General features: G+C 42.6%; 18 protein-coding genes. 9 read left to right on the top strand and 9 right to left on the bottom strand.

Features of this window, described 5'->3' with window-relative positions; translation table 11 throughout:
* Positions 1–16: 16 nt before the first annotated feature.
* The 3 genes from ACED60_RS01320 (at position 17) to ACED60_RS01310 (ending at position 1,499) form a co-directional block, all read left to right on the top strand.
* Positions 17–418: a hypothetical protein gene (locus ACED60_RS01320; protein WP_017102030.1), complete on the top strand. Its 402-nt coding sequence runs from the start codon at positions 17–19 to the stop codon at positions 416–418.
* Between the two features lie 108 nt (positions 419–526).
* On the top strand, positions 527–925 hold the full coding sequence (locus ACED60_RS01315; protein WP_231903193.1) for a hypothetical protein: 399 nt from the start codon (positions 527–529) through the stop codon (positions 923–925).
* A 130-nt stretch (positions 926–1,055) separates the two neighbouring features.
* The gene (locus ACED60_RS01310) at positions 1,056–1,499 is read left to right on the top strand and encodes a hypothetical protein (protein ID WP_231903191.1); all 444 of its coding nucleotides are present in this window, start codon (positions 1,056–1,058) and stop codon (positions 1,497–1,499) included.
* Positions 1,500–1,552: 53 nt separating this feature from the next.
* On the opposite strand, the gene ACED60_RS01305 is transcribed toward ACED60_RS01310, so the two are convergent.
* From ACED60_RS01305 to ACED60_RS01290, 4 genes are all read right to left on the bottom strand, one after another.
* Entirely contained in the window at positions 1,553–2,284 is a 732-nt protein-coding gene (locus tag ACED60_RS01305; RefSeq protein WP_017102028.1) for a hypothetical protein, read from the bottom strand.
* Between the two features lie 62 nt (positions 2,285–2,346).
* The gene (locus ACED60_RS01300; RefSeq protein WP_017073518.1) at positions 2,347–2,769 is read right to left on the bottom strand and encodes a phage protein; all 423 of its coding nucleotides are present in this window, start codon (positions 2,767–2,769) and stop codon (positions 2,347–2,349) included.
* A gap of 463 nt (positions 2,770–3,232) precedes the next feature.
* Positions 3,233–3,544 (bottom strand): stress response translation initiation inhibitor YciH, encoded by a 312-nt coding sequence (gene yciH / locus ACED60_RS01295; protein WP_012600635.1) that lies wholly within the window; start codon positions 3,542–3,544, stop codon positions 3,233–3,235.
* A gap of 4 nt (positions 3,545–3,548) precedes the next feature.
* Complete coding sequence (locus tag ACED60_RS01290; protein ID WP_029222765.1) at positions 3,549–3,920, bottom strand: DUF3319 domain-containing protein; 372 nt, start codon at positions 3,918–3,920, stop codon at positions 3,549–3,551.
* A gap of 100 nt (positions 3,921–4,020) precedes the next feature.
* On the opposite strand from ACED60_RS01290, the gene ACED60_RS01285 reads away from it, so the two are divergent.
* Positions 4,021–4,989 carry a tyrosine-type recombinase/integrase gene (locus ACED60_RS01285; protein WP_371726732.1) on the top strand — a complete coding sequence of 323 codons (969 nt, stop codon included), beginning with the start codon at positions 4,021–4,023 and terminating at the stop codon, positions 4,987–4,989.
* A gap of 199 nt (positions 4,990–5,188) precedes the next feature.
* On the opposite strand, the gene ACED60_RS01280 is transcribed toward ACED60_RS01285, so the two are convergent.
* Positions 5,189–6,184 carry a D-alanine--D-alanine ligase gene (locus tag ACED60_RS01280; RefSeq protein ID WP_304570727.1) on the bottom strand — a complete coding sequence of 332 codons (996 nt, stop codon included), beginning with the start codon at positions 6,182–6,184 and terminating at the stop codon, positions 5,189–5,191.
* 179 nt (positions 6,185–6,363) lie between these two features.
* Positions 6,364–6,927 (bottom strand): SPOR domain-containing protein, encoded by a 564-nt coding sequence (locus ACED60_RS01275; protein ID WP_009845372.1) that lies wholly within the window; start codon positions 6,925–6,927, stop codon positions 6,364–6,366.
* A 216-nt stretch (positions 6,928–7,143) separates the two neighbouring features.
* Between ACED60_RS01275 and ACED60_RS01270 the strand changes: the two genes are divergently transcribed.
* Complete coding sequence (locus ACED60_RS01270; RefSeq protein WP_371726730.1) at positions 7,144–9,825, top strand: bifunctional acetate--CoA ligase family protein/GNAT family N-acetyltransferase; 2,682 nt, start codon at positions 7,144–7,146, stop codon at positions 9,823–9,825.
* Here the strand turns inward: ACED60_RS01270 and ACED60_RS01265 are convergent.
* On the bottom strand, positions 9,817–10,704 hold the full coding sequence (locus tag ACED60_RS01265; RefSeq protein ID WP_009845374.1) for a LysR family transcriptional regulator: 888 nt from the start codon (positions 10,702–10,704) through the stop codon (positions 9,817–9,819). The two genes, ACED60_RS01270 and ACED60_RS01265, sit on opposite strands and share 9 nt — an antisense overlap.
* A gap of 224 nt (positions 10,705–10,928) precedes the next feature.
* Between ACED60_RS01265 and ACED60_RS01260 the strand changes: the two genes are divergently transcribed.
* On the top strand, positions 10,929–13,067 hold the full coding sequence (locus ACED60_RS01260) for a TonB-dependent hemoglobin/transferrin/lactoferrin family receptor (RefSeq protein ID WP_065679019.1): 2,139 nt from the start codon (positions 10,929–10,931) through the stop codon (positions 13,065–13,067).
* Between the two features lie 423 nt (positions 13,068–13,490).
* On the opposite strand, the gene galE is transcribed toward ACED60_RS01260, so the two are convergent.
* Positions 13,491–14,504 (bottom strand): UDP-glucose 4-epimerase GalE, encoded by a 1,014-nt coding sequence (gene galE, locus ACED60_RS01255; RefSeq protein ID WP_371726728.1) that lies wholly within the window; start codon positions 14,502–14,504, stop codon positions 13,491–13,493.
* A gap of 460 nt (positions 14,505–14,964) precedes the next feature.
* On the opposite strand from galE, the gene ACED60_RS01250 reads away from it, so the two are divergent.
* The 3 genes from ACED60_RS01250 to ACED60_RS01240 all read left to right on the top strand — a co-directional run bounded on the left by ACED60_RS01250 (position 14,965) and on the right by ACED60_RS01240 (position 17,627).
* On the top strand, positions 14,965–15,708 hold the full coding sequence (locus ACED60_RS01250) for a 5-oxoprolinase subunit PxpA (RefSeq protein WP_371726727.1): 744 nt from the start codon (positions 14,965–14,967) through the stop codon (positions 15,706–15,708).
* 208 nt (positions 15,709–15,916) lie between these two features.
* Positions 15,917–16,684 carry an allophanate hydrolase subunit 1 gene (locus tag ACED60_RS01245; protein WP_371709818.1) on the top strand — a complete coding sequence of 256 codons (768 nt, stop codon included), beginning with the start codon at positions 15,917–15,919 and terminating at the stop codon, positions 16,682–16,684.
* On the top strand, positions 16,677–17,627 hold the full coding sequence (locus ACED60_RS01240) for a biotin-dependent carboxyltransferase family protein (protein ID WP_371726725.1): 951 nt from the start codon (positions 16,677–16,679) through the stop codon (positions 17,625–17,627). Before ACED60_RS01245 ends, ACED60_RS01240 begins: the two co-directional genes overlap by 8 nt.
* 168 nt (positions 17,628–17,795) lie before the next feature.
* Here ACED60_RS01240 and ACED60_RS01235 read toward each other — a convergent pair whose 3' ends face one another.
* A complete protein-coding gene (locus ACED60_RS01235) occupies positions 17,796–19,250 on the bottom strand; it encodes an FAD-dependent oxidoreductase (RefSeq protein WP_371726724.1) in 1,455 nt (484 codons plus the stop codon).
* Positions 19,251–19,562: the final 312 nt, after the last annotated feature.

The raw sequence follows: 19,562 nt of genomic DNA, 5'->3' as shown, positions 1-19,562 counted from the left end.
AAAAATGGAGGCAATAATGTACAAGGAAACAGATTTTCAACTAAGCCAAGAAGAGTTTAGCTTTAAAAAAGATTCGTATCCTTTATCAAAAATTAATAATGTCAGAGTTAAGAAACTTGGCTTACTCGACAATCTAGGTCAAATAATATTTTGGTTATTTGTTTTCTCCGGAGCAGTTTGGTTAGCAATCCCAACTCTTGAGAGTACACCTTTTTGGTTGAAAGCTTTAGTTGTTACTTTAACGATTGTAGGTTTTATATTTGGTTTTCTTCGTTGTTCAAAATATGCGTTACAAATTGAATTTCGTCATATTGATGAAACCGGAGTTCAATGGGTAAATATAGCTAAATCTTACTCCAAATTTGATAGTGGGTTGTTTGAGCAACAAGTCGCGTTGCTGAAGGCAACATTCGTCTAACAAATTAATCAACACAATTTATTACATTCGGCATTGTAGGTTTGTCTTTAGTTTCGATGTTTAAGGCGTTATATTTTTCAAGTACGTCACGGGCAATAGGAAGAGTTAGTGTATTTTATAATTAATGATATTGAGTGGTGGAAAATTTCACTTCATAGTTTCATGAATGGATGGCTCCCTGGTATTCTGGCATTCTTTTTAGGTCTTGGGCTCGAGAAAATCACAAGTCGCAGAAAGCTAAAGCAAGAGTTAAAAAACAACCTACTTGAAATTTTCATACCTATATTTAATTCGGGAGAGGTCACAACACTCAGTTCAGCTGAAGATTGCCACCGTAACTTAAAGGCAACGTTCAATGCGTATACGCGGATCTATCCGAAGCTCTTTAATGAAAAGTCTGTTCAAAAATTATCCCAAATATTAGCAGACGGTTTTTTGATTGAAGGTAAAGTTAATAATAGCTACTTAAATCCAGATGAAATTCAAAAAATAATTGGTAATTTATAGTTCGTATCAAAAGAGAATAAATATAACAAACGATTCGACTATGGAAATTTTGGTTCGAATTAGCCTTAATGTTTAAGGCGGGGCTATGTGCATAATGGAACCTTGGATTTGGTGGTGTAAAGGAGAATAAATGAATTTAGATGAAATTGATTGGATGTTTATTGTAGCTGTTATATTCGGTGCCATTGCTTCTGTCTTAAAAGAACTGGAATCGGTCATTGGAGAAGGCGCGTTAAATTATGTGGTCATTTTCCTAAAGATTATCGCAGCTGTTTTGAGTATTTCTTTCGCTGTATTAAAGTTTCTAAAACTTAAGCCATATATAATATTACTAGGTTCCGATGATTTTGAAGAAAGAAAACAAGATGGTCGTAAATATTATCGTTTTGAGATAAAAAAGAGCGAACATAAAAAAGGTCAATCACCTTCTATTTCCGCTAGCCTTCTCAATAATGATGGAAGTGAATGTAGTATATTGATGACTCCGAGGACTGATTCTGATGGAAACATATCAGTGACTCATGCAGGGGTAACACTAATAGATAAAAAGCTTAAGATAGTTGTCAAAAATTAGGTCACATAACAAGCGCCTGAACATGACCTACGTACTGTTCAGGCGCCTCTGTTTTAGGCGCTTTCTTCTTGTTTCTCAGTTTGTTTCTTCTGGTTTTTTCTTATCGCGTCGAGTATTGCTTTCATGCGCTCTGGGGTCGCTTTGGGCGCGTTTGGTGCCGGCGCTGTGCGATTTGTAGAGCGGGGAAGTTGTGCTGCCATGTTGTCGCCCTCCATTAAGGCCCATTCGGCGATGAACTCGTGATATTCTTCAATTTTAGCCCCGATGTATTCTCGGTAACTGGTGTCAGTATAACACAAGTTGTCGTAGCGCTGAGGCCACACCTTCTTGTGGATCCCGTTGCCGGATTGCTCGTCGACGTGGAACGCCATCGTCATCGCTGTATCTATTCTTGTTAACAGGCAAGATAATCTGTCGAGATCTTGATAAAACGTGGCCGCATGGAAGCCCCCAGAGCCAGTAAACACCAGCTCTCCGGTGGTCGCGTTGTTGCCGATGGGCATGTCTATCAGCGCACCGGTGTTTTCCGTTACCGCAATCAAGCCAATCTCATCGCGTTCGTCGAGCGCTTGGGCTAATTGAATGTATTCCTCGTCAGAAATGAGGGCCAGAAGCACGGCTTGCGCGAGGATAATAGGGTGCTCATCACCCGAAAAAAAGATCACTTGCTCGAGACACACGATATGTTTGCGCGTCTCACAGTCGACTTCCAAACCGCTGACTTGGCTAGTCCACATGGCGTCACCCGCGATGAAAATGTTCGGGCTGGCTATTATCGTTGTCATGACGTTTTACGTTCCTAGATTAAAGAAGCTTATCTCGAGGGTTGTTGCTCTGAATGGCACCATTATTTGAATTTGGCCGGGATCCAGGGCTTAGGCGGCATGCGACGACCGCCACGAAATGGCAAGGGATGCTCTTTAGCCGGATAGTATTTCGGGGACTCAATTTTGCCGTGGCGCTCAACCAGTTGCCGGTGCTCGTCACGCCAGTACGCAAAACTGAGCAATTCCTTGGGATTGAATTCGCGATCTTCGGGGGTTATGAGAATGGCACGGTCAACGTTAATCCGAAATCCATTCCAGCGATGATCCAAGGGTAAGTAGCCACGGGCGTGAATGTTCATCAATTTTTCGGCCAGTGGATTGACCGGTACCGCGCCAGACAGCCAACGCTTGATCGTGATCGGTTGTACGTAAAAATACGCGGCGGCTTCATGAATGTCGTCGAAGTAGCGATTCAATAGATCGGCAAAACGGGGTGTGAGCATGTGATCTCCTTCAAGTTATCAAACATCCGTCTAATTATTTTTTCGATGACAAAACACGATTTTCATCGGTGAATTCGATGAAATCCGTCGTCAAATTGGAAAAAAGAACAGTGACGAAAACTAGGTATAACGTAAAATTGAAGGACGAAAACTAATTAATGATCGTATTTATGTGGAAACATTTTGAATTTCAAGCGTCTATAACACGCGTGTACGCAAAATCTGTAATGACTAAGGTGCTGAAACTTATCAGATTTCACGTACATCACTGCGTATTATGTACGTTATGTTAAATTAGTTTCGGTGTTTATAAGGCAGGTATCTTTATGTGATGCCCTGCCTTTATTTCATATCTGTACTCTCTGAATTCTACTGCGTATTTAACCATAGCGGTTATTTACCATAAAATACCTAATAACCAGTGATAATAATCTTCGATTTTACCCCCGGCATTAGTTAGAGCTTAACCGCCGGCAAATTTAACTTTGTAGCCTTTCTTTTCAAGATGCGCTTTGAGCTTGTCACGAGCGTCGCCTTGAATCTCGATGTTGCCATCTTTTACTGAGCCGCCACAACCACATACTTTTTTGAGTTCCGCAGCCATGAGTTTTAATGGTGCGTCATCTAGGTCTAAGCCTGTTACGATAGAAACGCCTTTACCTTTACGGCCTTTGGTTTCTTTTTGGATTCGAACAATACCATCGCCTTTAGGACGCTGGATTTTCTCTTCTTCAGGTTTAATACGACCTGTTTCAGTTGAATATACTAGGCTCATAATTTTACTTCTTTTGCTGTGCTGCTTTTTGTTTTGCGAGTAAGAAAGCCTCTATATGACGCTGGATTGCAATCTTGCCACCTTTAATTAGGCGCCCGTTAAACATGCAATACCAAGCGTTAGGCTCACCGCTATCATTTTTAATTTGGTAACCATGGAAGTTTTCAGCTAAGCCACCACCAGACGCTCTCGACTTGTTTAACGCTGTGAATTCTTTCGGGTCAATAAGGGTCGCAGTATCAATCCACCAATCAATACTCTTTTTCACAGCAGGTAAATTGCCTTGAATAATGTTGTTTTTTAGCTTGGCACGCCAAACGGTGTTGTTTGCATCCGCTGATTGTAGAGGAACGCCTCGGTAAACTGAATTTGCCATATCCATTGATCATCGTTTTGTTTTCATTACGTTAATCATAAGTATACTTCTAATGATATCAAGCATAATATGGCAAAAACACCTGTTGAGGTACGGTAATTTGAGAAAAAAAGTCCCTATTTTATCGGACTCTGTGATAATTAATTCATTTGTTGAAAAATTAAACAGCCACGCGACAATTGAAATTATAGATGAGTTAACAGGATATCAGTACTCTCGAAACTCCTTGTTGGGTATCTACAGTGATTGGAATCGCTACCATGCGTTCTGTACTAAAAATCGTATCAACACACTCCCAGCATCCATCACTGCTGTTCGGCGTTTTCTTGAGACTGAATCCAGTGAAAGAAAATTCTCGTCTTTGAAACGTTACACTGCAACACTTAGCTTGTTGCATACTGTGTTGAGCTTTGCTAACCCAATCAAGCATAGGCAAGTTCGTTTTACCCTGCTCCACTTGCAATCTCGAATGGCTGGCGACTCTAAACAAACCAATGCCATGACATCCGCACACCTTACTGAGTTAAACACGTTACTTTCCCATGAGAAATCGAGCTTAAAAGAGATCAGAGATATCGCGATTTATAATGTGATGTTCGAGTGTGCTTTAAAGCGATCTGAACTAAGGGCGTTGTCGATGGATAATGTGGAGAGCGTTGAGAATGAGTACCAGATTACAATAAAAAATTCAGTGTATAGGCTATCGCGAGTAGCAAGCGCCGCACTTGAGCGTTGGTTTTCGTTTACTGGAACACAAGACGAGTTGCCTGTATTTCGTGCGATAGACAAACATGAAAATATCAGTCTGCAACCTTTAGATGATTCGTCGATCTACAGAATATTGAGAAGAGCAAGTGACTTACTTCAATTGGCTGACAACCACCATTTCTCCGGGAACTCTATTCGTGTAGGTGCCGCACAAGAACTGTCGAAACAAGGCCTTAAGGTGAGAGAAATCCAAGATTTTGGTCGTTGGCTCAGCCCTGCAATGCCTGCACAATATGTGGGTTATTCGGGTACCTCTGAGAGTGAGAAGATGAAGTTTAAAGCACTAATCCCTTGGCAATGAGCTGATGGCTTTGTTAAGAGGCGGCTTGTTTATCTACGGTTTTTTATAGGCAGATTGTTAATAAACTGCTTAGTCAATCAACTGACTTTGCAAACCAAAAACTTCCGACTTAAAAACAAATAGCGCCTTGGCAGGTAAGCTCAAGGCGCTATTTGTTATCTAATGAGTTATATAAAACGGCTAAGATATTTTGGGTGAACTAAGAAATGCTTGTTCTCACGCAGTTCTCTAAGAACTGGCTGAATTTGTGGCCGTCATGTTCAACCATTTTTGGGAACATGGAAATTGGCGTCATACCTGGGAAGGTATTCACTTCGTTCAGGTAGATCTCATTGTCTTGTGTTAAGAAGAAATCGATACGAGACAAGTGACGAAGCTTCATCTGCGTGAATACCTTGCGGGCGCTATCTGCAATCAATTCACGCTGTTCATCGGTTAAGTTAGTTGCTTCAACTTCAGTAATTGAGTGGCTGTCTGCACTGTACTTCTCTTCGTAAGAGTAAAATGCGCCATTAGGTGCAATCACCTCGCCTGGCTTGCTTATCTGTAGCTCGCCATCGATTTCATAAGCGGCAACTTCTAGTTCTCTTGGCACCACGGATTTCTCAATAAGCACTTGATCAGAGAAGGTAAATGCTTTGTTGATTGCTTCACTTAATTCTTCTACTTGATTGACTTGGTAACAGCCAACGGAAGATCCCTGACGAGCCGCTTTGACGAACACTTTCCCCCAACTTTCAAAGGCTTGTGTCGCCTGTGCATGAGCTTGTTCAGTGTTGTCGGATAAGAACAGATAAGGCGTATTTGGGATACCCAGAGCGTCGTACCAAAGTTTTGATGTGATTTTATTGAAGCTGTTGTTGCTTGCTTCAGAACCACAACCTAGGTACGGAATCTTAGCCATTTCAAACAGTGATTGAATGTCACCTGTTTCGCCCGGGAAACCATGAATACAAGGAACAATGAAATCGACTTTAGATTCTAAGTTGTCGCCACGTAAGGTTTGATCGTTAATATCAAGATAAACCAACTCACCCGAATCAAGACACCAGCCTTCGTTTTTAATTTCAACTCTCACAACGTTAAAATCTGCAACGCTATTAAGTTGTTCAAAAAGGTAATTGGCTGAAACGATTGACACTTCATGCTCTGAAGATCCACCGCCGCAAAGTAGAAGGATGTTTGTGGTGTTCATGGGTAAATTCGGTCCTTGAAACTAGGAATACTGACTTCAATGATAAACAAAAGTCGAAATAGGTACAGTGTTTTGAATGCTAAAATTGTCATCTAAGGAGTGAGCGATTAACTATTAAACAAAACTAACCGTCATAAAACAAAAGAAGGAGCATTTGCTCCTTCTTTATGATTTAAAACTTAGTTTAACTTGTTAAGCGTTGGGTATTCAGAGTTCTTGATATCATCAATGCTCTTAACGAATGGCTTTAAGTTTTGAAAACTGCTCGGCAAAGATGAAATCGCCTTTTTAGCGTCTAAGCGTGTCGCGTAGTCACCGTAAAGTACAGTGAACCACTTAGTGCCGTTAACCATTTTGTAGTTTTCCCAAATTGGTTGGGAAGTGGTTGGTAGCATTTTTACAAAAGAATCGACTTTGGCTTGGCTGCCAACAGCAACAACTTGAACTGTGTAACCAAAGCGTTGGTTCATGTCTTGTTGCTTCTTGGTTGGAGCTGTAATTGTTGCAACCGGCTTAGCTCTAGTCGTGTGAGTGATTTTTTGTTCTACAGGTGTTGTTCTGACAACGTTGACCACGTTCTCTTCAACAACGGCAGTCTGCTCAGATTGAGATACAACTGGAGCTTCAACTTTAGCCGTTTTGAACTCTTCTTGATAGCTATCTGACGTTACATTGGTAACGTAGTTGTCAGATACACATGCAGCCAAGAGCAGTGGCAAAGTCACAATTGCAAGTTTTTTCATGGAAAGCTCTATATCCTTAATAATAATTACTATAAATCATGCCGATACGTCGGTTTAGAATCAAGTTAACTTTGAGATTATACACCATTAGTGGGTGACCTATTTCACAAACTTTATGCAGTGTCTGCTTATTCATCTTAATTCGGTGAATTTGCCATCAACCCGTGAATGAAAAGTAAGTTACGATGAACTTACGTGCATTGCTAGGATATGTCTATGAATCATCTTGATCCCCTACTTAAACCCCGTTCAATCGCTGTTGTTGGTGCATCTCAACGAGAAACGCGTGCAGGATATATCGTCATGAACAATCTGTTGCACGGGGATTTTAAAGGTGCGGTGATGCCGGTAACACCAAAATACGATTCTGTCGCGGGCGTCCTCTCTTACAAAAACATCTTGTCGCTACCTATCGTTCCTGACCTTGCTATTTTGTGCACTAATGCGACACGCAATGTGGCTATTTTTGAAGAGTTGGCCGAGAAAGGCATCGCTTCCGTTATTGTGCTCTCCTCAGACATGCAACAGCAAAGTGATAACGGTGAAACGTTTGATGAGAGATGTATTGCAATCGCCAAAGCAAACAATATTCGGGTACTTGGTTCCAATAGCTTGGGAGTTATTGTTCCGTGGTTAAATTTGAATGCCTCTTTTTCTCCGGTGACGGCGCTGCCAGGTAAAATCGCCTTTGTTTCTCAATCCGCTGCAGTGTGTACAACGATTCTAGATTGGGCGAACGATAAAGAGATCGGCTTCTCGGCGTTTATCTCGATAGGTAATGGCAGTGACATAGAATTCTCGGAGCTGTTGGATTATCTGAGTACCGACTCTCACACCGAAGCAATATTGCTTTATGTTGATAGTATTAAAGATGCGAGGCGCTTTATCTCTGCTGCGCGTGCTGCGTCACGTAATAGACGAATTCTAGTGTTAAAAGGCGGGCGAACCGCTAAAGGCCGGGCGGCGGCCATGCTACATACTGGCGGTGCCGATACGTTAGATATTATCTATGACTCAGCGATCCGACGCAGCGGCATGTTGCGAGTTAAGAACTTACATGAACTCTTTGCAGCGGTAGAGACTCTGACTCATTCAGTACCACTACGTGGAGAGCGCTTGGCTATTGTGACCAATGGGGGCGGCCCAGCGATCATGGCGGTGGATACCCTTTTTGACCGTGGTGGTAAACTTGCCGAGTTTTCTGAAGATACGCTAGAGAAACTCAATAAGGTTTTGCCATTGAGTTGGTCTCAGAGTAATCCAATCGATATTGTTGGTGACGCCGGTGAGCAACGTTATATCGATACGATAAACATCTTGTTAGATGGTGATGAAGCGGATGCGATTCTTATCATGCACAGCCCTTCTGCGATCGCACATTCAGCTAAAACAGCTGAACGAATTATTGAAGCCATTAAAAAGCATCCTCGCCACAAGCGATTTAACATTCTAACGAATTGGTCTGGTGAGCTAACAGCAAAGCCAGCACGAAAGTTGTTTACCGAAGCGGGTTTCCCAACCTATCGAACACCTGAAAGTTCAGTAGTCGCATTTATGCACTTGGTCGAGTACAGACGTAACCAACGTCAGTTAATGGAAACGCCAACCACGGCAGAAAAAGTCCATATTGAAGATCTAGCAGATGCAAAAAATTGGATAGAACGACAACTACTGGATAAAGATACAGTTAGCCTTGATACGCATCAAAATAGCCAATTTTTCAAGCACTTCAACCTAGATGTATTACCAACTTGGATAGCTTCTGACCCAAGTGAAGCGGTACATATTGCCGAAACGATTGGTTACCCAGTCGCAGTTAAACTACGTTCGCCAGACATCGCACATAAGTCGGACGTGCAAGGAGTCATGCTTAATTTAAGAAACAGCAATGAAGTCGCCAATGCGGCTCAGGCGATTCTCGATCGCTCTCAACTGTCTTTCCCTACTGCGCATATTCATGGCTTGTTAATTCAAGGAATGGCCAAACTCGCCGGCGGGCAGGAGCTACGTGTAAAAGTGACAACGGACGAAACCTTTGGTCCTATCATTTTACTTGGTCAAGGAGGTTCTGAATGGGATGAATCCATTGACGCTGCTGCCGCCTTTCCACCACTCAATATGACACTGGCGCGTTACTTGATCATTCGGGCGATTAAAAGTGGCAAGATTCGTCTGCAAAAACTACCTAACCCGATTGATATTGAAGGTCTCTCTGAATTGTTGGTGCGTATATCTCAGATGGTAGTGGATTGCCCTGAAATACATGATTTGGATATCCATCCAGTACTGGCCAATGGTGACAAGTTCACGATATTAGATGCCGATATCATCTTGAAAGCATACCAAGGCGATCCTCAAGAACGTCTTGCGATTCGTCCTTATCCAGTCGAATTGGAAGAGAATATCGTCCTTAAGGACGGCACTGAGGTGTTGTTACGCCCGATCCTTCCTGAAGACGAGCCGCTTCATGCTGATTTTATTCATCGTGTATCCAAAGAAGACCTTTACAAGCGTTTCTTTAGTGATGTGGGTGAATTCAATCATGAGGCGTTGGCTAACTTTACTCAGATTGACTTTGATAGAGAAATTGCATTTGTGGTCGTTCGAAAGGAACAAGGCGTACCCGCGATTATTGGCGTATCGAGAGCGTTGATTAACCCAGAGAACACCGATGCAGAGTTCGCTATTCTGATACGTTCCGATCTGAAAGGTGTCGGATTAGGCCGCATTTTGATGACTAAGGTTATTGACTACTGTCGTACAAAGCAGACCAAGCAGATGTCGGGCATGACGATGCCGACCAACCGAGGGATGCTGACACTAGCCCAGAAGCTGGGCTTTAAGCTAGATATCAGTTTTGAAGACGGTACTGCAGATATGGTGTTGCCGTTACTTTAACGCCCATGTTTTTTTTAGGTGTTGAATACACCAAGACTTGGCGTCGCCCATTTTGTTACGTCGCCAAGCCATTACGATGTCGATAGGCTGTGGTTCAGTACCCGAAATCTGTTGTAGAACGCCAGATTCAATCAAAGGTTTAGCAACACTATTCGGTAAGGTGCCGATCCCTAACCCTGCAGTTAGAGCCTCTACCTTGGCTGGGAAGCTTGTCACGGTCAAACGTGGCTGCTTTTCTAGAATATTGATGCTTAATGCTGGTTGGTCACGCGCTGTATCTGCAATTGCGACAACCCTGTAACTTTCTCTCGCCTTTTGGTCGAAATCACCAGAGCGCTTATGAACGTAGTGGTTTGATGCTGCAACCCATACCATTTCCATCTTGCCGATAATGTCACTTTTCATATCGTTCGGTATGGTGTCAACCTTTGGGCACACCAATAAATCAGCTCGGCCATCTGAAAGTGATTCCCAACAACCAGCCAAGATCTCTTCTTGTAACCGAACCCTAGTTTTACTTATTTTTCCGAGTTCATCGACCAATGGGAAGAAATTAGCAATCGGAATAATGCCATCAAAGGCAATCGTTAAATCCAACTCCCAGCCATTAGCAAGAATACTCGCGTCATTAACGAGCTGTTCAGTGGCACCAAGAATGATCCTTCCTTGCTCTAATATTAACTGCCCCGCTTCCGTGAAATTAGCACGGTGGCCTGAGCGATCAAAAATCATAATATCTAAGTCTTGTTCTAGCTTCTGGATTTGATAACTCAATGAAGAAGGTGCTCGGTCCATTTCGTTAGCCGCTGCCGCGAAGCTTCCACGACGATCAATGGCATCTAATATGTGTAAGGCTTCAAGTGTTATTGGGCTATGCATAACTTTCCTACTTTATAAGTGAGATCTGAATCACAAAAAGAGAAGCATTCACGTAGTGAATGGAACTGAAAAACTCTTTTTAATACATGTGTTTAATGACGCTAATTATGAATTAGTTGATAATATTGAAAATTATTTAAATGCAAATAATAGTAATTATCATTTAGATCCAATATCATCTTTCGCAAATCAAGATGATATTATGGAACTAAGGTAACTATCAGATGTATAAGCAATCCCTACTCTCTGCTTCAATCGTTTTAGCGCTTTCATCAACATCAGCCTTTGCTGAAGATTATGCCCTATTTGACGAGGTTGTTGTATCAGCAACGCGTACTGAACAAAACAAAGAAGACGTTTCAAGCTCAATTGAGTCTGTATCTGCAAAAGATATAGATAATCAAATGTCTAGCGACATAAAGCAAGCTCTTCAATACACGCCAGGAGTAGAAGCTCAAGGCGGTGGCCGTTTTGGTATTTCAGGCTTTAACATCCGCGGTGTTGAAGGTGATCGCGTTAAACTTATGGTAGATGGAGTTCAACAACCTACACCATATAACCCTGGCGCTTCTGAGCAACGTAAATATTCGAATGCGATCGAAGTCGATACATTAAGTGTCATAGAGGTGAATAAAGGCCCTGCTTCTACGCTTTACGGTTCAGATGCCATTGGTGGTGCAGTACTGCTAAGAACTAAAAATCCAGAGGATATGCTTAGAACTGACGGGGATGAAAACCGTTTTGGCATCAAATCTACCTATACATCTGCAGATGAACAGTTCAAGAACACAGTTTCTTGGGCGATGCGTAAAGATAAGTTAGAAACGATCGTTATGGCGACATACGCTCAAGGCCACGAGACAGAAACTCATTCATCAGGGAGCGAAGTTCAAGGTCCAGATCGTGGTGCAGAGAACCCAGCAGATACGGAATTAAGTAATATCCTAGCCAAAGCATTCTACAATGTATCAGATTCAAATAAGGTTGGTATTACGGTTGAGCATTACCAACGTCAATATGATGAAGATGAGCTAAACTACAATGGCTATCAGCTTATGCCGGGCTTTGTATATACTGATAATTACAACAAAGACACCAACAAACGTTTTCGTGCAACATTGGAACAACAGCTTAAGCTAAGCTCTTCAATTGCTGACTCTTTAGACTGGTCTCTAAGTTACCAAGACTCAAGTACTCTGAATAAAAACTACGATACAACTCGCTTCAACGGACGTCGACTTCGTGAGCGTGATGCTTCTGATGTAAACATGCAAGTTGATACACAGCTTTCTAAGCTAGTGAATATTGATGGTGCGGATCACGAATTCACATATGGTTTCACATACCTGCAGAATGACTTTGAACTAGAAAACTACGACCATAAATTTGATCGAGGCACTGTTACACCGGGTAGCACTGGTATACCTGATGCAGAAATAACGCAATGGGGTGTGTTTGTTCAAGACCAAGCATTTTTCATGGAAGACAAGTTGATTGTAACTGGCGGTCTTCGTTATGACTCATTTGTTGCTGACCCATCAACGGATGAAGGCTACAAGACTCAATATGAGAAGAATAAAGATGACGCCGTCACAGCTAAGCTAGGTTCAGTTTACCACATCAATGACAACCTATCGGTATTTGGTCAAGTTGGGCAAGGGTTTAAAGCACCTTCAGTTTACGACCTCTACTACTTCTACACTCGAGGTGCCATCATTGAAGCTAACCCTAACTTGAAAGCAGAAAGAAGTATCTCTTACGAGCTTGGCCTTCGTGGCAATAATGAACATGCTCGCTTTGAACTAAGCACTTTCTACACAGATTACTCTGATTTCATTAACCAAACGAAATCGGGTAAACAAGGCGGTAAAGACGTATACACCAAAGAGAACTTAGATAAAGTGACTATCTATGGTGCAGAGCTTTCGTCAACGATTAATCTTGACACCCTGTTAGACGCACCATTTGGTACCTACACTCGTTTAGCTGTGGCTTATGCTGATGGTGAAGATAAATCTACAGGTAAATCCATTGATTCAGTAGCACCACTAACGGGTACGCTAGGTCTTGGTATCGAACGCGAGACTTTCGGTTCAGCTTTAAATGTTAAGATGGTTGCTGCGAAAGATGAGTGGAACTCTGATGACAACGTAAACGTGGCTGGATACACAGTTGTTGATTTGACTGCTTATTACCGCCCTGTCACGGATTTAACCTTGCGAGCGGGTCTATTCAACGCATTAGACAAAAAATATTGGCTGTACAATGACATGTCAGGCCGTGGGCACGATTCTAAGTTCAACACCGATATTAAGTCTCAGCCGGGTCGTAACTGGGGTATATCTGCAAACTACGAGTTCTAGCTGGTTAGAAATCTAGTTCGTTGTAGAGCTAAGTTTATTGAAGACCTAGGTGATTAAAGATCTAGGTCGTTCCAAAATAAAGCCATACAAAAAATACTGTAGAAATTAAAAAGCCAGCTTACGATAAGCTGGCTTTTGTTATTTCACTAAAAGTTGTATCAAAAAGGGGTAAAGTGAAATTATTTCTCTGCCATTTCTTTCTTAACCATTACTGCAGCAGCAATGATGAAAGTGATGATTAGGCCTAGTTCCATGATTAACTCCAAAGAAAATTAACATTAAACATATAATTCGCGAGCATGATAACAACAACCGATACAGAATGATACTTTTTAACCACCAAATCACTTTTTATTCGATTTAGATCAAAAAAGATGCCCTAGAGCATCTTTTTGTACGTTAACTATTCATGAAATTACTCAATCAACCAGGGAAACCATCAGGATTTGTTGATTGCCAGCGCCATGTATCTTCAGTCATTTCAGCCAGTGTGCGTGTCGCATTCCACCCCAGTTCTTTCTGAGCTTTCGCTGGGTCGGCCCAACACTCTGCGATATCACCAGGACGACGCTCAACGAGTTTATAAGGTATCGCTTGGCCGCTCGCTTTCTCGAAGGCTTTAACCATATCTAATACACTTGAACCGTTGCCAGTACCTAGGTTATAGATGTGAAGACCGTTTTTACGCCCTACTTTCTCAAGTGCTGCAATGTGTCCATCAGACAGATCCATAACGTGGATGTAATCACGAACACCAGTGCCATCCTTTGTTGGGTAATCACTACCAAATACAGATAGGAATTCACGTCGGCCAACTGCAACTTGAGATACAAATGGCATTAGGTTGTTTGGAATACCACTTGGGTCTTCACCGAGTTCACCACTTGGGTGTGAACCTACGGGGTTAAAGTAACGTAATAACGTAATGCTCCAATCGGGGTTAGCCTTTTGGAAGTCAGTTAAGCACTCTTCAACCATGAGCTTGCTACGACCGTAAGGATTGGTTGCGCTTGTGGGAAAATCTTCTGTGATAGGAACACTAGCAGGATCGCCATAAACTGTTGCTGAAGAGCTGAATACTAATGTCTTTACGTCAGCGTCACGCATTGCATCGACAAGGACTAACGTGCCATTTACATTGTTGTCGTAGTATTCGAGAGGTTTGGCAACAGACTCGCCAACCGCTTTCAGGCCCGCAAAATGAATAACAGCTTCAATATTGTGTTTCTTCATAGTTTCAGTTAAAAGCGCTTTATCACGAATGTCACCTTCAATGAAATCAGGACGAACGCCAGATACTTTTTCGATACGTTCTAAAACGCTTGGTTTACTGTTGTATAAGTTATCGAAAAGCACAGGTGTCATACCTGCGTTAATCATCTGGATACTTGTGTGGCTACCAATGTAGCCCATGCCACCTGTAACTAAAACATTCATGTTTAGCGGACCTTTTAATTAAAAACACTCAACCTACCTCTTATGATACAACAGCTTAGGGTTGAGTCACAAACGCCTATGGCAGATACACCGCACGAGAGAACGAAAACTGACCTTTACCTTGAATTTCACTTAGACGTACACCTCAGCGCCAACCTTCAGAATTACATCAATGTCGCCATATGATTCATCACCTTACGTTTGCTCCCTAAACCGGAAACAAAATAGATGAAGCGCTGTTTGTCGAACACTTGTTTTTCAATTATCTTTAACCATAGTTTCTATACGTCATTGATGAAAGGAAGCATTTTTCACAATCCATTCTTTAGCGGGTTTGATACATGCCGTGACCTCATAGTAAATGCAGTTCTTGGTGTCGAAAATTTGAGTTAGGTCACTGTTTATTTATGGTATTTATAAGACCGTCATTACTCACCTCAACGTAAAGGGTTAGCACCACGTGACAACGAAGATTTCGCTTAATTGCGACATGGGAGAAAGTTTCGGCAATTGGAAGATGGGCGATGACGAGTCGGTCATGGAATGGGTCGATATGGCAAACATCGCTTGTGGCTTTCACGCGTCTGATCCGCACGTTATGTCTAAGACCATAAAACTGGCGCAGTACTATCACACCCAAATTGGTGCCCACCCTGGTTATCAAGATTTAGTTGGGTTTGGTCGCCGTTCTATTCCTCATACCATGGACGAGATCAGTGAGCTAGTTTGTTATCAAGTCGGTGCACTACAAGCGCTGTGCCGCTATCACCACACCTCTGTTGGCTATGTGAAACCTCATGGCGCCCTTTACAACGATATGATGGCGAACATTGATGTGTTTAATGCCGTTGCCCAAGCCGTCGCTGAATTTAACATCCCCTTGATGATTCTCTCTTCATCAGACAATCAACAGTATCTAGATATTGCTGACGATCATGACTTACCCCTCTTGCTTGAAGCGTTTGCCGACCGTGCATACTTGAATAATGGGCAGTTATCGCCGCGAACTCAAAAAGGCTCGGTTTACGTCAACCAAGACGACATCTACAACCAAGTCATGCAAATCATTAACTACGGTTCAGTCACGACCATTGAAGGTGAAAGACTGCCTATTGAAGCCGATACCATTTGTGTTCATGGTGATAACCCCCAATCCATCGCATTAATTAGAAAAATCAGACAAGACCTCAACGCTTTTAACTAATATGAAGCGTGTGATTGGTATGACGCATGGCCTTATCGCTCGCCTTACGAGCACCTAACCAATTGCTCGTAAGGTCTAATTGCTTTGTATTGGTTTGGACACGGAAGTTAGAAACGCCAAATAAGCAAATAAGCAAATAAGCAAATAAGCAAATAAGCAAATGAAAGACACTAAGTAAATCAAAGGCAAGTAAAAGTATGGAAACGAAATGACGACGAATCAAATTGAATTCAATATAGCGCCAGTCGCGGAATGCAGCGTTTTGGTGACCTTGACGCTATCGCCTTCAAATAATCAATCTAGCGCCGAATATGCGCAGTACATGGCTCATTTTTCCGATGCTATTCGTCAACACTTAGCATCTGTATTGATGAATGTGACACCGGCTTACCAAACAATATTGGTCGATTACTTACCTTATAGAATTTCAGAACATCAGCTCATGGAACAACTCAACTCTTTGTTGAGTCATGCTATTTCGTCCTTCTCTAGTGTTAGTAAAACGCGTAACACTATCGAGCTTCCCGCTTATTACTCACCAGAAACAGCACTCGACTTAGACCGATATCAAGCCAAAGGCATGTCGCTAGATGAGATCATTCAACATCACACCTCACAGACTTACAGCGTCAGTGCCATTGGGTTTACGCCTGGCTTTGCGTTTATGTCTGATGTAGTCAACGAGCTTGCTTTGCCTCGTCATTCAACCCCACGCTTAAGTGTGCCGAAAGGCAGTATCGCCATCGCGGATACGAAAACGGCGGTGTATCCTTCGGACTCACCGGGCGGTTGGAATATTATTGGCAATTGCCCACTCGCACTGTTTGATCACAGCCAATTAAAGAACGCTGATACCACGCAAACGCCGCTGTCTCTGCTTAATGTCGGTGATACGGTCCGTTTCATCGCGATTTCAAAACAAGAATTTGTTGAGCTTAGTTTTATGGATATTAGTGGAGGTGTCGCTAATGGTTAAGTCAAAAGCCAAACCAACGCTGACAGTCATTAAGCCCGGCCCGTTGAGTTTGATTCAAGACTTCGGACGATTTGGTGTCGCTCATCTCGGATTGACACAAGGCGGCCCTGTTGATGATTACTCGTATAGCTGGGCCAATCACCTGCTCGGAAACCCAGTAAACCAAGCTGCGTTGGAAATCACGCTTGGGCAATGTGCGTTACGAATCGATTTTGATTGTGAGATGGCATTATGTGGTGGCGATTTACAAGCGAAGCTCGATGGCAAACCACAGTCGAACTGGCGTACTTTTCAAGCTTTCGCAGGGCAAGTTCTCTCATTTGGTTTACCTAAAAATGGACTAAGGGCGTATTTAGCCGTTAAGGGTGGCTTCGATGTTCCATCAACTCTTCATAGCTGTTCTACGGTGACTCGTGAAAAGATTGGTGGATTAACGCAAGATGGAGAGCCATGCCAGCAAGGGCAACAAATTACTTTTACCCAACACCAACTCTCTCGCCCGTTTAAAGCGTTGAGTGTCACCTTCCGATACACGCCTAATTACAACCTACCAGTGAACCTGCGAGTGATTGAAGGCTATCAAAGCGAGCTGTTCTCAGAGTCAGCAAAAGCGACTTTGTATAACGCACAGTATCATGTTGACCAAAATTCTAATCGCATGGGTTATCGACTCAGTGGCGACCCCGTGGACTCGCCTGACATTTCGCTATTGTCAGAAGGCATTGCCTTAGGTGCGATTCAAATCCCCCAAGATGGGCAACCTATTGTGTTGCTTAATGACAGACAGACTATTGGTGGCTATCCGAAGATTGGATGTGTCGCCAGAGTCGATTTACCGCGCTTAGCACAAGCCAAACCTGGACATGAAGTCTCGTTTAGTAAAGGTGATCGCTTAGGATTACAAGATGTGTGGTGCCAGTGGGCTCAATTTTTCGGCTACTAGTTTTTGCGATGTGTTATGTGCTAATTGCTATGTAGCTAAGAATCATTAGCTAGAGAGATGTCATTCGGATAAGTTTCGGTATCTAAGCAGGCATTTGAATGAAGATTCGGCTTACCTATCGCGCAAGCCGAATTGAAGATGTTCAGCGTAGTAGATTATGACTGAGTATTAAGCGTGATCTTGGCCTGATACCTTTGCAAGGGCTTCTGGGTATCCGCGTTCTTGTGTCAAATCTATCGCTCTATTCTCAATATCACTTAGATTAAGTGACATTGTCACTGAATGTGTATCTTCAATCGATACTGATTCTGCGACATCAAACCAATGCTCAGCGACCTTTTGCGCTGCCTCTAAGGTTGAAGATGCTTTGACTACTTCAAGTCGAGCATAGCGATCACCACAGAATGACACGTCTGAAGCTCTTAAGCTCGGATCGGTTCCCGGAATCTGCTGTGCACCGAACAAAGGCTTACCACCTACCAGTGCAGAGCTAAAACTTGGGATGAACTGAGACATATGCGTTATCGCAGCGCGAGTTCTTAATTCGAGCTGCTCTTCACTCCAACCTGATACGATTTTCTTAAGAAGCTTAGAAGGCAACTGAGGCTGTGATGAATCTGTTGATGATGAAACAAGCCCACCCTCAAACAGAGTAATCCCTTCTGTCATACCGTGAAGTTGGAATACACCATCAGCGTACGGTGTTAACTGAGCCATGCCTTGCGGTGTGCCTCTCGGGCCATGGAAGATAACCTCTGGCCACTCTTCCTTACATTCTTGCGTATACGGCCACTGCGTAACGTATGCGGCTTTGAACTCAACAAGCCTTTGTTGCTTAGAACCGACAAAGTCATCCACGATGCCCGTTTCAAAGCCACTTGCATTAATCAAGTAGTCGGTCGTTAGGTGACAGCTTTGGTTCTCAGCGTCTGTATAAGTCAAAGACCAGCCTTGCGCTAACGATTCAACAGATTGTAATCGGCTGTTGGTTAACACGGTACAATTAGACTGTTGCCCCAAAGAGAGTTGAGCGGTTGCAGAAAGTCGGAATACACTCCAACCATACTCTTGAACCATAGCAACAGGATACTTAAGGGTTTCTAGATCCGTATGTTTAGCGAAAGGAATACACCATTCATCAAGTGATGTTGGTTTCAGAGGCTGAGTTTGAGCAGCAAGTGCTAGTAACTCTTCTTTACTATACAGCTTGTAATACTCTTCCGGATTACCAAGCACTTGGTTGCTTTTATCTTGACTAACAAGATCAGCATAAGCGTTCTTGATTATCTTTAGGCGCGGAAGAAGATCCAACGGCTCTCCACCATCACTGTGTGGAACAGCGATAACAGTCGGACGAATATTGATCGTGTGGGGAAACAAGCGGACGGTATCAATTGACTGCGTGAGCAACTGAAGACACTGCTCTACAGAAATATCTCGATACAAATTGCCACCAGCATGCAGATGGCAAATTGGTGGACCATTAACCAAACTCGGTCCTTTTTCCAAAATAGTGACCTTATAACCCAACTCACTAAAATGAATCGCGCTCGTCGTTCCGGCAATACCACCACCAACAATGGCAATAGAAGGCTGATTTGTATCCGTTTTGTTGTGGTTCATCGTGTTCTGTAGAATATGATTAACTGCCGCTATTCTACTTTTGTTCTGCTACGAATTAAAACACATTTTTATCAAGGTCTTAGATAGGCAGTATTTAATATCTATGTAAAAAACCTAAATAATCTCTTGACTCAATAACTCCAGATTGAGTTTTAAAGGTTATTATAACCGTCACATTTGTCCTAAGTGACGCCACATAAAGGCTGCCTCAGTACTCTTAAAACATAGATGTTAACTTATCCCTAAAGTTATCCACCGTTTTTGTGGATAACTGTTGATAACGTTCTTGCTAAGTTGCGCAAACCCTTTGTT

Origin of the sequence: Vibrio sp. 1F279 (assembly GCF_041439815.1) — a bacterium.
GTDB classification, from domain to species: domain Bacteria; phylum Pseudomonadota; class Gammaproteobacteria; order Enterobacterales; family Vibrionaceae; genus Vibrio; species Vibrio tasmaniensis_A.
This window is presented reverse-complemented; position numbering and strand designations above follow the sequence as displayed.